Genomic DNA, 13,050 nt, shown 5'->3' on the forward strand with positions numbered 1-13,050 from the left:
GGGGGGGGCGCCGGGGCCCCCCCCCCCCCGGCGGGCGGCCCCGCGGCCTAAAACGGCGCGCGGCCCAGGTTCGTGTGCAACAGCACCCCGGTCGCGTTGATCACCGCACGCAGGCCGCCGGCCGTGTCCGGGAGCAGGGCGGCCGCCTCGTCACCCACCCTCGCCGGGGCGACGCGCCCGGTCCGCGCTCGTTCCTGCGCCTCACGTACCGCGGCCCTGACGACAGGAGCCCCGAGCCGACGGGTCGCCTCCACCAGCCGTGGATCACGCAGGAGAACGTCGGTCCGCGGAATCAGCCGCCGTACGTCACCGCCCGGGCCTGTGGACATCCCGGGGGGTCCGGGCGCCGCTTCCCCCGGCCGGCCGGCGCCGGTCTTCTCCGATGTGCCCCGTGGCTCCATGCGGCCCCTGCCTCTCCGGCCCGCCTCCCGCTGTCCGCGGACGACCATCCTGTCCGACTGCCCCTTCCCGGTCGTCCGACACGCCCGAGCGGCGGGTGTGGCTACGCCGTACGCCCGGCAGGGCAGCGCCCGTGTGACGCACTGCCGCTGGGCTTGCGGCGACTGTGCTGGTGTGCTCCGGGTGATTCGCCGCCCGGGCGGGGAACTCACAACGGCTCACGCCACCTTGTGTCCGGCCAGTGGTGGCGTGTCCGTACCCGAGCCGTCCCGCACTCCGTACAGCAGACTTCCCGACCGTCATCGGCCGGTGCTGTCACACGGGTTGGCCTGCGGGAGACGCACGGCGAGCAGGGCGACGTCGTCGGTGCCGTCGGGAGCGAGGCCGGTGATGAGTTCGTCGCAGAAAGTGTCAGGAGCCTCGCCGGCGAGTGCGGCCGCGTGCTGCCGCAGACGGGTCAGGCTGCGGTCCATTGCTTCGTCTCGTCGTTCGATCAGTCCGTCGGTGTAGAGCAGGACGGTGCAGCGGGCGGGCAGGGGTTCGGTGGCGCTGCTGCGCGGCACCTCGGTGCTGACGCCGAGCGGGAGGCTGTGTCCGCCGTCCAGGTAGCGGGTGTCACCCTGATGGGTGACGAGGAGCGGGGGCGGGTGGCCGGCACGGGCGTAGTCGAGTTGCCAGGGGCCGCCTTCCGGCCCGCGGATGATGGCGTAGATGCAGGTGGCGGTGGCGTCGGGATAGAGAGTGTGCTGGGCGAGGTCGAGGCGGTGCAGGATCTTGTCGGGTGGTTCCTGACGGTCGCTGGCGATGCCTCGAAGCATGTTGCGCAGGTAGCTCATGGTGACGGCGGCCTTGAGATCGTGTCCGGTGACGTCGCCGATGATGAGTGTGGTGTCGCCCGTGGGCAGCGGGAAGCTGTCGTACCAGTCGCCGCCCACTTGTGCGGTGGCGTGGGAGGGGGCGTAGCGGGCGGCCATGGTCAGGTGGTCGCTTCGAGGGAGTTCGGGCAGTAGCGAGCGCTGGAGGCGTTCGGCGATGCGTTCCGTCTCCCGGTGCAGGCGTGCATTGTCGATGGCGAGGCCGATGCGGTGAACGATGTTTTCGATCAGGGGCAGCGTGTCCTCGGTGAGCGGAGGGTGGCTCCCGAAGCGGGTGACGGTGACGGCGCCGAGAACCTCCCGACGGGCCCGCAGCGGGGCGATGACGGCGCTGGTGGCGTGCTGGTCCGCGAAGACCAGGGCCTGGGCCGCGTCCCACCCCTCGAGGTCACCGTCGGGATACAGGTCGGTCCGGGTGAGGAGCAGGGGGCCCGCACCGCGCAGCACGCGGGCCAGCGGGCCGGTGGCAGAGTCCGAGATCTTCGGCAGCTCGATGGGCTGTTCCGCGAACCGCGGTCCGGTGTCCTTGCGCCCGACACTGATGCGTTCGATCTGGTTGTCCCCGCTGAGCAGGTCGATGGCGCACCAGTCCCCGACGCGGTGGGCCACGATCCGGCAGACCCGCCGCAGCCCTTCTGTCGCGTCCATGGTTCCCGCGAGGGCCGAGTTGATGTCGGCCAGCACCGTCAGCCGGTCCAGGGCCAGCTGCAGCATCTCGTCCACATCGTATTCGTCCACGATTATGCGACTTCCCCGGTTCCGCCCGTCCGACCGGCCGCACGGGCATCGGTTGTGGCCGATTACCCCGACCGGACGCGCGACCTTACACAGCGTCACCCTTCAGCGTGCGCCTGACCCGGTCGGATGGGAGTCTGAACGCACCCCCCCCTCCCCCACAAGGAGTGAAGCCCCATGGGCAAGAAGGAACAAATGCAGGACAAGGCCCGTCAGGCCCAGGAGAAGGCCCGGAAGTCCGGGCAGCAGGCCCAGGAGCGCGGCCGTCGCACACAGGACGAGATCCGCCCGCAGGATCAGCAGGGGCAGCAGGCGATCGACGACGTCCGGGACGAGATCGACGACCGGTAAGCCGGTGCCGGACGGGTCCGCCATGTCATCAGCCGACAGTCACCCGAACGGACCCGCCGGGCGCAGCCCCTCCACCGCGATCGCGGTGGAGGGGCTTTCGTCGTCCGCGCCGCCCCGGGATTCGCCGTGCTGCCACAGGCATATCCGTGAGCCACCGATTCACAACACCAGGAGGCCGCCATGCACGATGGCCCCTGCGACCGGCTCTCGATGCCCTCCTCCAGGCCTACCGGCTGCTGTGCCGCTGGTCAAAGCCACGGGCCGAACGGTGAGAACCTCTCGGTGGTGCTCTCCCGGGACGGGGTCGGCCGGGGCATACTTGCGGGCGTGGGGCATGCCGACGAAACCGAGGACAGGCCGCCTGCCCAGGTCGACGGGCACGCCTCGGCCGTATCTGCGGTGATCCAGTACGAGCTCGACGGGGCCTGGGTCGTCGTCGCTCACGGTGCCTACGACATGAGCTCGCTCCTTCCTCTGCGGGAGGCGCTGGAGTCGGCTGCCTCCAAGCACGCCAGGGTGGTGGTCGACGCGTCCGGTCTCACCTTCGCGGATTCGAGCTTCCTGAATCTGTTGCTGCGCATCCATCACACGACTTCGCTGCGCGTAGCCGGGCCGGCGCCACAGTTGCTGCGCGTGCTGGAACTGACCGGAGCCAACGCGGTCCTCGATCTGCGCGCAACGGTCGAGGACGCGGTGTCATAGCCCTCCCGGCCGGACTCGGCCGCGTGCGACCCGACTGCGATGGTGCGTTGGCGCCCTCCCGCATCATTGCGACGCGTGATCGACATCGGCTCGGGGCCAAGCGGGTGATGAATGGTTTGCGGACAGCCGGGCCCGGGTTGGCATCAACGATGCGGGGTACTCGCGCCCCCGCAAACAGAGCGGAGCGCACGTGATGACTCACGGGCCCACCAGCCTCCACCGCCCGGCCGAGCGCCACTGCCCACCGCGTCCCGGAAGGAGGAAGCCGGATGCCGACTGCAGGGGTCGAGATCGCGTCGTGGTTCGCCGTTCTGACCGGGGTGGCTGTGGTGTGCATCAGCACGGTGTCCCCGGCCGAACTGGTGGTGGCTGCCTCGGCCGCGCTCGGCGGGGCCTTCGCCGTGCGCCGAATGCGCTTGGCCGCCGGTGTGCGCTGGGGTGGCGGCCGCGGTGGGCTGCGGGCCGCCCGCTCCGTCCCCCCGGCGGTACTTGGCGGCATCGCCTCGCTGCTGGTGGCTCTCGTGCACCGGCCGGACAGCCGCAGACTTCGCCGGCTCACCCTGCGCGAGGGCACCGACGCGGGCTGGGCCGCAGCGGCCGTCGCGGCCTCGCCCGACACCTGCGTGGTCGACATCCCGCGTGACGATGAGGTGCTGGTGCACAGCCTGCGGGCCCGTGCGGGCTCCGTGGAGCGGATCGTGTCCCGCGGCGAGGGGGCGGCCCTGTGAACACATGGGCGGCGGCCGCCCTGACATTGCTGGCGTTGGTGGCGCCGGCGTGCCTGTGGGTGGTGGCGCGCGGTAGTACGGTGCACCGCCTCGCCGGCGTGTCCTTGCTGTCGACGGTGACGGGCGCGGTGTTCCTCGTGCTTCCCGAGGTCTACGACCGGTCGTCGTACCAGGATCTCGCGCTGATGCTGGCTGTGATGGCCCCCACCGGGACGCTGGTCTTCACCCGCTTCGTGGGCGGCCAGACCCGCGATGCCGGCGCGCCGCGACGCAGCGCCGACTGAGGCCGACCGCCGGCCGCGATGTGACCGATCGAGCGGGAGGCGGCGGCAAGCAGCAAGGAGGAACGACGGTGAACCATATCGGGGTGCTGGTGCTGTTGTGGGCCGGGGTGGCCTGCCTGGTGCTGTCGGCCGTCGCCCTGCTGCGCCTTCGGGAGACGATCCTGCGGCTGCACGGGCTGACCCCGGCGTCGTGCGCCGGTGTTCCGCTGATCGCGCTGGCCGTGGCGGTCGACCAGGGGTTCGGCCGGGCGGCGATCAAGACACTGCTGATCGGCCTGCTCTTCGCCGTCGGTGGAACGGTCACCACGATCGCCATCGCCAGGGCCTCGGCTCAGGCTGAGGAAGGGCGATGGCGGTGAACGACTGGCTCATCGGTGTATCCCTCGCGTTCGTCGTCGTCACGGCGACGGTAGCCGTGCTCACCCGTGACCCGGCGCGCCAGGCGGCCGTCCTGTCGGCCCAAGGGCTCGGGCTGGCCGTCCTGTTCGCCGTGCTGCAGGCACCTGACGTGGCCCTCTCACAGCTGGCGGTCGGGACGGCGCTGACCCCGTTGCTCATCCTGCTGACGGTCCGCAAGATCAGCCGCCGCGCGGCGGAGGAGAACGAGGAGAACCGGTCGTGACGACCCGCGCACGAGTGACCATGGTGCTGATCGCCGCCACGGTGATCGCCGGGTTCTATCTCGCCGCGAGCACGGGTCTGCCGGACTTCGGAACCGCCGTCCACCCCTACGGTGACCGTGCCGTTGCGGCGGCCTTGAAGCATCACACGGCCAATGTCGTCTCCTCCGTCAACTTCGACATCCGCGCGTTCGACACGCTCGGCGAGGAGTCCATTCTCTTCGGCACCGTCCTCGGCGCGACGCTGCTGTTGCGACAGGCCCGTGACGAGGGCCGCCGGCGCGTGGAAGCGGAGCGGGTACTGCCGACCACGCGCCTGTACGGCACGCTGCTCCTGCCGATCACGCTGGCCGTCGGCGTCTACATCGTCGCGCACGGCCAGCTCAGTCCGGGAGGCGGATTCCAGGGCGGTGTAATGCTCGCCACCGCCCTGCATCTGGGATACGTCGCCGCCGACTATCGCGTGCTGAAGCGCATCCGCCCGATGGCCGTACTGGACGTGGCGGACGCCTTGGCCGCGGCCTCCTTCAGCCTCATCGGCCTGGGCGCTCTCCTCGCGAGCGGGGCTTTCCTGAAGAACGTGCTGCCGCTGGGCACGTTCAATGAGATCACCTCCGGCGGCACCGTCCCGGTACTCAACGCCGCGGTCGGCATCGAGGTCGCCAGCGGGGTGATCGTCCTGCTCGCCGACTTCCTCGACCAGGCCGTCGAGGTCACCGACCCTGAGGAGCAGGAGAAACGCTGATGGGCAACTGGCCGTACCTCGCTTCCGGTTGGGTCCTCCTCTTCGCTCTCTACGGCCTGGTCACCAGCCGCAATCTCGTCCACGCAATCGGGTGCCTGGCGGTCGCCCAGTCCTCCACCTACCTTCTGCTCCTGGCCGTCGGATACCGCCGTGGCGCCACCGCACCCGTCTATTCCGACCTGACCCCCGGCCGGCGGCCGGTCGTCGACCCGGTCGTTCAGGCTCTGGCGCTGACCGATGTCGTGGTCGGCGCGACCGTCACCGCCTTGCTGCTCGCCCTCACCATCCAGTTGCGCAAACGCCATCACACCGTCGACCCCCAAGCCCTCACCGGTCTGAAGGGCTGAGCGTGACAGGCCGCTATCTGCTGCCGCTGGCCGTGGCCGTCCCCCTGCTGGCCTCCGCACTGCTCGCCACCGCAGGCCGACGGCTTCCCCGTACCGGCTGCGACGTGATCGCCACGGTGGCGGCCGGGACCGAGGTCGTGTGCCTCGCCCTGCTGTTGTCCCACAGCGGAGGAATCGCCACGGCACACCTGGGCGGCTGGCCCGCCGATCTGGGCATCGTGCTTGCCGCCGATCCGATCGGGGCAGGCCTGGCCCTGCTGGCGGCCGTCCTGGTGCTCGCGGTCGTCATCTACTCGTGGCGGTATTTCGACGAACCCGCGGGAGACCGGTCAGGTCTGTTCCCGGCCCTGCTGTTCCTGTTCGAAGCCGGGATGGTCGGCTTCGCACTGACCGGCGACCTGTTCAACATGTTCGTCTTCTTCGAGCTCATGGGAGCCGCTGCCTACGCGCTCACCGGGTACCGGATCGAGGACCCGCGCCCCCTGCAGGGCGCCCTCACCTTCGGAATCGTCAATTCCTTCGCCGCCTACTGCTCGCTCCTGGGCATCGGCGTCGTCTACGCCCGCACCGGCGAACTCAACCTCGCCCATGTGGGCCGGGACATGGCTGCCCATCGCACCGGCACACTGACCGTCGTCGCGTTCGTCCTCGTGGTGACCGCTCTGCTGGTCAAAGCCGCGGCCGTACCGTTCCACTTCTGGCTCCCCGACGCGCACGCCGTCGCCCCCACCCCGGTGTGCATGCTCATGTCCGGCGTCATGGTCGAACTGGGTGTGTACGGCACCGCCCGCGTGTACTGGACCGTCTTCGCCGGCCCCGGCGGCATCCCCCACCACGCGTTTCGCACCACGCTCGCCGCCCTGGGGGTCCTCACCGCGCTGCTCGGTGCCGTCATGTGCTGGCAGCAGCGTCACCTCAAACGCCTGCTCGCCTTCTCGACCGTCAGCCACGTCGGTCTGTTCCTGATCGGCATCGCTCTGCTCACTCCGGACGGCGCTGCCGGATCCGCGTTGTACATCGCCGCACACGGTTGTGTGAAGGCGGCCCTCTTCGCCCTGACCGGGGTACTGCTCGACCGCTACGGCTCGGTCGACGAGTACGGGCTGCACGGCAAGGGCCGCTCGCTGACCCTGGTGGGGGTGCTCTTCGTCGCGGGGGCGCTGGCACTCGCGGGAATGCCGCCCTTCGGCACCGGTCTGGGAAAAGCCCTGACCGAGGACGCCGCCGGACACTGGCAGCCGTGGCTGCCGATCGTGTTCGTCGTCGCCTCCTCCGTCACCGCCGGAGCCGTGCTGCGCGCGGCCTTGGGAATCTTCTGGGGGGCCGGCTCCCCACCCCGCACACGGCCGGGCGAGGAGGAGACCACCGGCGAAGGAGAGGAGCCGGAAATCCGGACGCCGGGGCGGAACCTGCCACCGGCCATGATCGTCGTCCCCGCCGTGCTTCTCGTACTGGCCGCGGCCGCGGTATCCCTTCCCGCCCTTGCCGCGGCCGTGGCCCGTGGCGCCGGCCCGTTCACCGATCCGGCCCAGTACGCGGCCGCTGTCCTCAGGCAGGGACACCCGGACCTCGTCGGGCACACAGCCGTCAGCGCGTGGACCGCTCCCGGTCTCCTGCTCGGTTTCCTGTCGGCAGGCGTCGCCGTCGTCATCGCCGCCGCGACCATCCGCCGCCGCACGCCCCAGGCACCCGACCGGCGCCCGCTGTCCCGCCCGGTTCGAACGCTGCGCCGGCTCCACTCCGGTCACCTGGGCGACTACCTCGCGTGGCTGGCCCTCGGCGTGGCCGTGCTGTGCGTGGCGATCGCGTCCCAGAGTTGATTTCGCGGGGGAAGGAAGTCGGCTTTCGGACGGCGAATCGTAGGTAATTGCCTCCGCGAGGCAGGGGTACTCGGGTCTCGCACCGCTTCACGCACGGAACGGCGCACGAGGACCGGAGACCCATGACGAATCCACGTCGGCACAGCCAGATCCGCAGCTCAGCGCCTCGCACACGTCGGCTGCAACGCACCCGTACCGCTGACGCGGCAGGCTGGTTTCGCGGATGACTTTCGTGTCTGCGCGATCCACACGCCCCGTGGCCCTGGGCGCGCTGGCCGACGCCCTGCGCGGCGAGGTCGACGCGGAGGTCCGCTTCGACGCCGGCAGCAGGGGCGCCTACGCCACTGACGGCTCCAATTACCGACAGCTGCCGCTCGGCGTCGTCGTGCCCCGCAGCGTCGAGGCCGCCGCCCATGCCGTGGAGGTCTGCGCCCGCTTCGACGCCCCCGTCCTGTCCCGGGGAGGCGGCACCAGCCTCGCAGGTCAGGCCACCAACACGGCCGTGGTGCTGGACTGGACCAAGTACTGCGCCGGTCTCGTGTCGGTCGATCCCGACGCTCGTACGTGCGTGGTGGAGCCGGGCATCGTTCTCGACGTCCTGAACGACCGCCTCCGGGACCACACCCTGCAGTTCGGGCCGAAACCGTCGACACACAGCCACTGCGCGCTGGGCGGCATGATCGGCAACAACTCCTGCGGAGCCTCCGCTCAGGCCTACGGCAAGACCGTGGACAACGTGCGACGGCTCGAGATTCTCACCTACGACGGGATGCGCACGTGGGTGGGACCGACGTCACGGGCCGAGCGCGCCCGCATCGCCGCTGAGGGCGGACGGCGGGCCGCGCTGTACGACGGCCTCGACCGGATCGTCACCGAATACCTGGCGGACATCCGGCACGGCTTCCCGAAGATGCCCCGGCGGGTGTCCGGCTACAACATGGACTCCCTGCTGCCCGAGAACGGCTTCGACCTCGCCAAGGCCCTGGTCGGCAGCGAGGGCACCCTGGTGACCGTCCTGCATGCCGAACTCGACCTCGTGCCCGTGCCTCCCCGCCAGTCGCTGCTCGTCCTCGGGTATCCCGACATCTGCCGTGCCGCCGACGACGTCCCTCATCTGCTGGCGCACTGCGAGCCCACCCAACTGGAAGCCCTTGACGGGCAGATGGCGCAGCTCATGCGCGAGGAGCACGCCTACCTCTCATCTCTGAACGCTCTGCCGGACGGTGACAGCTGGCTGCTCGTGCAGTTCTCCGGTGACAGCCAGGACGAGGTGGACGAGCAGGCGGACCGGCTGCTGCGGGCCGTCGGCCGCAGTCGGAAGGACCCTGATGTCGCCTTCTCCGACGATCCGGAACGCGAGCAGCGGATGCTCAAAGCCCGGGAGGCGGGCCTCGGTGTGACCGCGCGTCCACCGGACGACCGGGAGACCTGGGAGGGCTGGGAGGACTCCGCGGTCCCACCCGAGCGGCTCGGCGACTACCTGCGCGACCTGAAGGAGCTGTTCTCCGAGTTCGACTACGACCACCCTTCGCTGTACGGCCATTTCGGACAGGGATGTGTGCACACCCGCATCCCGTTCGGCCTGACCACCGTCCAGGGCGTCGCTGACTTCCGCCGCTTCCTGGAACGAGCCGCGGATCTCGTGGCGTCCTACGACGGATCTCTCTCCGGCGAGCACGGCGACGGCCAGGCCCGGGGCGAGCTGTTGACCCGGATGTACGGCGAGCGCCTGGTGACCGCGTTCGGTGAGCTGAAGGCCTTGTTCGACCCGGGCAACCGGATGAACCCGGGCAAGGTCGTGGACCCCAACCCGGTCGACGGTCAGTTGCGGCTGGGTTCCGCGTGGCGGCCGGCCGCCTTTGAGACGCACTTCGGCTACCCGGAGGACGAAAACTCCTTCACCCGCGCGGTCATGCGCTGTGTCGGCATAGGCAACTGCCGGACGCACCATGGCGGCGTGATGTGCCCGTCGTACCGGGCCACGCAGGAAGAGGAGCCGTTCCTGGGCTGGTCGAACAAGACGCTCCTGCCGGCGCTGCGAAGCGCCTTCACGTAACGAAAACCCACCTGACCTGCCCGTAGCAGGGCGAGAAGGACGGCCCCCATGAAACTGACGAGACTGACGGGACTGACGAGCGGGGCAACGGGGCCGCCACAGAGCCCGCTGCCGATGGTCATGCACGCGTTGGAAGGCCTGGAGTATCTGGACGGACCCGCGGCGAGCATCCGCACGGCGGTGCGCGCGCTTCCGCTGGGCCGGGCCCGGGACGCGCTGCGCGGTCTGTGGCTCGGGCATCCACTGCACCCGGTTCTGGTCCAACTGCCCATCGGAGCCTGGAGCTCGGCCGCGATCCTCGACCTCTTCCCCGGTGAGAACCGTGCCGCCGACCGTCTCGTGGCCGTCGGCCTGGCCTCCGCGGGACCGGCGGCTCTGGCAGGCTGGGTGGACTGGGCGGAGCAACGCCCACGTCAGGCCCGGGTCGGCCTCGTGCACGCCGCGGCGAACATCACCGCCGTGGCCCTGTACGGCGGCTCACTGCTGGCGCGGGTCAACGGGCTTCGTTCCCTGGGCCGGGTACTCGGCTTCGGCGGCCTGTCGATCGCCACGGTCGGTGGTGTGCTCGGCGGCCATCTCGCGTACCGGCAGGCAGCCGGCGTAAACCATGCCGAGGCCGTGCCGGTGCTGGTCGAGCCGGGCTGGCACCGGATCGGGAAGCTGGACGACTTCCCGGTGGGCGAGCCCGTGCGGCGCATGGCCGACGAGGTGCCGCTGGTCGTGGTCCGCGAGGACGACGGCCGACTGAACGCGCTGGCCGACCGGTGCAGTCACATGGACGGACCGTTGCACGACGGCAAAGTCATCGAGGGCTGCGTCGAATGCCCATGGCACGGAAGCAGATTCCGTCTCGCGGACGGCGTGAACGTCCAGGGCCCGGCGACCGCGCCGCAGCCGCTGTTCACATGCCGGGTCGCCCCCGACGGGTCCGTCGATGTCCGTCTCGCACAGGCCTGAGCACGTGGAGACCACCATGTACCGGAAGACCCTGGAGATCTACCTGAACGACCACCTGGCCGGCGCCACCACCGGACAGCATGTCTCGCGGCACCTCGCGGAGCGCCACCGCCACTCACCGTACGGGGGCGAACTGCGCCGTGTGGCCGATGAGATCGCGGAGGACCGGCAGACACTCCTGCGCCTCCTGGACGCCCTCGGGGTCCCGGAGCACCGTCACAAGGTGTACGCCGGGCGGCTCGCCGAGAAGGCTCGCCTTTTCAAACTCAACGGCCGTCTGATGCGCCGGTCCGCGCTGAGCAGCGTCGTCGAACTCGAGGCCCTTCGCCTGGGGATCGAGGGCAAGACCCTGCTGTGGCAGACCCTCCTGCAGCTCGCCCGGACACGGGAGCTGGACGAGACTCAGCTGAAGAGGCTGCTGGACCGGGCCCGTCGTCAGGCCGAGACGGTCGATTCGGTGCGCCGGAGCGCGGCCGTCGCCGCCTTCGCCCCGTCGCGCAGGCGTGGTACCTCACGGCTGCTGTCGGCCGACGCATGAGGCACAGGTTCCGGGAACGCGCTGAAGAAAGGACGTTGAACAATCATGCGTATCGCATTTCTGACGGCACCCGAAGGTGTCGAGCAGGTCGAGCTCACCGAACCCTGGCAGGCAGTCGTGCAGGCAGGTCATGAACCTGTTCTGGTGTCGACCGAATCCGGTGAGGTCCAGGCCTTCAACCATCTCGACAAGGCGGACACGTTCCCCGTGGACGAGGTTGTCGATGAGGCGTCGACCGTGTCGTTCGGCGGGCTGGTGCTGCCGGGCGGCGTCGCCAATCCCGACTTCCTGCGGATGGACGACAAGGCGGTGGCGTTCGTCAAGGACTTCTTCGAACAAGGACTGCCGGTCGCCGCGATCTGCCACGCACCGTGGACGCTCGTCGAGGCGAACGTCGTACGCGGCCGGGAGCTGACGTCGTGGCCGAGCCTGCAGACCGACATCCGCAACGCCGGCGGCACCTGGGTCGACGAGCAGGTGAAGATCTGCGAACACGGGCCCAACAAGCTGATCACCAGCCGCAAGCCGGACGACCTCAAGGCGTTCTGTGAGGCGTTCCTGGACGTGTTCGCCCAGGAGGCCCGCCGATGACCGTGCCGGACGGCCGCAAGGACGAACAACTCGAGAGTTTCCGGGCACAGGACCCGGCCGTTCACACAGGCGTTCACGGCCGCCCTCGCGGCACACCGGCACTGGGACCGCCCGCCGGCACTGTGCTGACGCGGTAGCCGCGACACGAGCCGGCACTGCTCACGGTGCCGACCGTGCCCGCTGAGGTCCGGGGGACGGCACCATGGCCGGGGGCGGGCCGAACCTGCCCCGACAGGACGACCCGCTGAACGTCGGTTTCCCGTCAACCTACTCCGGGCAGGTGCCGCGCGCGTAGTCGTAGGTGGCGGTGGTCCTGGAGTACTTCCACTGTGGGTCGAGGAGCTCCGTCTTGAGCTGACCGGCAGCCGCCGGGCTTTCCACGATGTATCCGAAGTCCTGCAGCCAGGAAGGGTAGAGGTTCTTCGACCCGAGGTAGAACGCCGATCCGTCCACGGACACGAGCTTGTGGTGCTGTGCGTAGGGCTTTCCGTCGGACCACTTGGCGCTGTCGGAGTAACGACCGGTGGCGAGTTGCAGGTTGGCACACATGACGGCCTGGGCCTGCGGCCGGCTGCCGGTGACGAGTTCGAGGCGCTTGCGCAGCACGTCGCTGATTTCGTCGAGTGACTTGATCTGCGAGTAGCCGCCGCTGCCGACGGCTCCGCGGTTGGCGGGGTCGCTGACCACGATGCGGACCTTGACGCCGTCGGCCATCTTCGCCGCGAGCGTGTCGTACAGGCGGATGTCGTAGCGCGGCAGCGGAGGACAGGTGGCGTTCATGTCCTGCTGGGAGATCTCCACGTGGTCCTTCGCGCTGCCGACGAGTGCCCGCAGGGCGCTCTCTTCGGGATTCACCGTGTCGTAGTCGCGGTCGGCGTTGGTGTAGTCGTGAACGCCGACCACGCACTTGGTGTCGGAGGCGGTCGGCAGAGTCGGCCGGAACGGCGACGACGGGTCGACGTTCTTGATCCCGACTCCGAGTCCACCCACCGCGATCACCGGAACATCACCGCTCTCGGTGACCGGCTCGGCATCGTTCTCCAGCGCCGGCACGCAGTCGGCCCCCGGGGACGAGGCGAACCAGACCCTGGTCGCGTTGCTCCGGTTCTCGCAGGTCCAGGACCACAGCTGGTCCAGGTAGCGGGTGGCGGAGCGTGCGGCGGGCCCGGACAGGGCCAGGTCGACGTCGGACACCGGGTGGGTGGTGTCGAGGTAGTCGTTCTGCCAGTTGTTGATGCCACCGGGGATCACCGAACGGCCGTCCACCACCTGTCTCTTATACACAACTGACCCGGCCCACCA

13 protein-coding genes and 3 pseudogenes are annotated in these 13,050 nt (G+C 69.9%); 13 read left to right on the forward strand and 3 right to left on the reverse strand.

Annotated elements, in window-relative coordinates:
* Nucleotides 1-53 precede the first annotated feature (53 nt).
* Nucleotides 54-329: pseudogene (locus ACFW2E_RS12325) on the reverse strand (L-seryl-tRNA(Sec) selenium transferase); the annotation flags it as partial.
* A gap of 369 nt (nucleotides 330-698) precedes the next feature.
* A complete protein-coding gene (locus tag ACFW2E_RS12330) occupies nucleotides 699-2,012 on the reverse strand; it encodes a PP2C family protein-serine/threonine phosphatase (protein ID WP_384465411.1) in 1,314 nt (437 codons plus the stop codon).
* Between the two features lie 174 nt (nucleotides 2,013-2,186).
* Between ACFW2E_RS12330 and ACFW2E_RS12335 the strand changes: the two genes are divergently transcribed.
* The 13 genes and pseudogenes from ACFW2E_RS12335 to ACFW2E_RS12395 all read left to right on the forward strand — a co-directional run bounded on the left by ACFW2E_RS12335 (nucleotide 2,187) and on the right by ACFW2E_RS12395 (nucleotide 11,748).
* Nucleotides 2,187-2,360, forward strand: coding sequence for a hypothetical protein (locus tag ACFW2E_RS12335; RefSeq protein ID WP_384465414.1), 174 nt, complete (start codon nucleotides 2,187-2,189; stop codon nucleotides 2,358-2,360).
* 327 nt (nucleotides 2,361-2,687) lie between these two features.
* Complete coding sequence (locus tag ACFW2E_RS12340) at nucleotides 2,688-3,062, forward strand: STAS domain-containing protein (RefSeq protein ID WP_384465417.1); 375 nt, start codon at nucleotides 2,688-2,690, stop codon at nucleotides 3,060-3,062.
* Between the two features lie 269 nt (nucleotides 3,063-3,331).
* The gene (locus ACFW2E_RS12345) at nucleotides 3,332-3,790 is read left to right on the forward strand and encodes a hypothetical protein (protein ID WP_384465420.1); all 459 of its coding nucleotides are present in this window, start codon (nucleotides 3,332-3,334) and stop codon (nucleotides 3,788-3,790) included.
* Nucleotides 3,787-4,074, forward strand: coding sequence for a monovalent cation/H+ antiporter complex subunit F (locus ACFW2E_RS12350; protein ID WP_384465423.1), 288 nt, complete (start codon nucleotides 3,787-3,789; stop codon nucleotides 4,072-4,074). The genes ACFW2E_RS12345 and ACFW2E_RS12350 overlap by 4 nt, the downstream gene beginning before the upstream one ends.
* A gap of 68 nt (nucleotides 4,075-4,142) precedes the next feature.
* Nucleotides 4,143-4,433 (forward strand): cation:proton antiporter, encoded by a 291-nt coding sequence (locus ACFW2E_RS12355; protein ID WP_384465427.1) that lies wholly within the window; start codon nucleotides 4,143-4,145, stop codon nucleotides 4,431-4,433.
* A complete protein-coding gene (locus tag ACFW2E_RS12360) occupies nucleotides 4,430-4,696 on the forward strand; it encodes a Na(+)/H(+) antiporter subunit B (RefSeq protein WP_384465445.1) in 267 nt (88 codons plus the stop codon). Before ACFW2E_RS12355 ends, ACFW2E_RS12360 begins: the two co-directional genes overlap by 4 nt.
* Nucleotides 4,693-5,439: an MnhB domain-containing protein gene (locus ACFW2E_RS12365; protein ID WP_384465430.1), complete on the forward strand. Its 747-nt coding sequence runs from the start codon at nucleotides 4,693-4,695 to the stop codon at nucleotides 5,437-5,439. Before ACFW2E_RS12360 ends, ACFW2E_RS12365 begins: the two co-directional genes overlap by 4 nt.
* Complete coding sequence (locus ACFW2E_RS12370) at nucleotides 5,439-5,786, forward strand: sodium:proton antiporter (protein ID WP_384465433.1); 348 nt, start codon at nucleotides 5,439-5,441, stop codon at nucleotides 5,784-5,786. The genes ACFW2E_RS12365 and ACFW2E_RS12370 overlap by 1 nt, the downstream gene beginning before the upstream one ends.
* Before the next feature lie 2 nt (nucleotides 5,787-5,788).
* A complete protein-coding gene (locus tag ACFW2E_RS12375; protein ID WP_384465436.1) occupies nucleotides 5,789-7,606 on the forward strand; it encodes a complex I subunit 5 family protein in 1,818 nt (605 codons plus the stop codon).
* 223 nt (nucleotides 7,607-7,829) lie between these two features.
* Nucleotides 7,830-9,602 (forward strand): annotated as a pseudogene (locus tag ACFW2E_RS12380) (FAD-linked oxidase C-terminal domain-containing protein); the annotation flags it as partial.
* Between the two features lie 180 nt (nucleotides 9,603-9,782).
* Complete coding sequence (locus ACFW2E_RS12385; protein ID WP_384465448.1) at nucleotides 9,783-10,619, forward strand: Rieske 2Fe-2S domain-containing protein; 837 nt, start codon at nucleotides 9,783-9,785, stop codon at nucleotides 10,617-10,619.
* Nucleotides 10,620-10,635: 16 nt separating this feature from the next.
* Nucleotides 10,636-11,157 carry a hypothetical protein gene (locus tag ACFW2E_RS12390; protein WP_384465439.1) on the forward strand — a complete coding sequence of 174 codons (522 nt, stop codon included), beginning with the start codon at nucleotides 10,636-10,638 and terminating at the stop codon, nucleotides 11,155-11,157.
* A 45-nt stretch (nucleotides 11,158-11,202) separates the two neighbouring features.
* On the forward strand, nucleotides 11,203-11,748 hold the full coding sequence (locus tag ACFW2E_RS12395; protein WP_384465442.1) for a type 1 glutamine amidotransferase domain-containing protein: 546 nt from the start codon (nucleotides 11,203-11,205) through the stop codon (nucleotides 11,746-11,748).
* A gap of 267 nt (nucleotides 11,749-12,015) precedes the next feature.
* Here ACFW2E_RS12395 and ACFW2E_RS12400 read toward each other — a convergent pair.
* Nucleotides 12,016-13,050 (reverse strand): annotated as a pseudogene (locus ACFW2E_RS12400) (phospholipase); the annotation flags it as partial.

The organism is Streptomyces sp. NPDC058964, assembly GCF_042741275.1.
Taxonomy (GTDB): Bacteria; Actinomycetota; Actinomycetes; order Streptomycetales; family Streptomycetaceae; genus Streptomyces.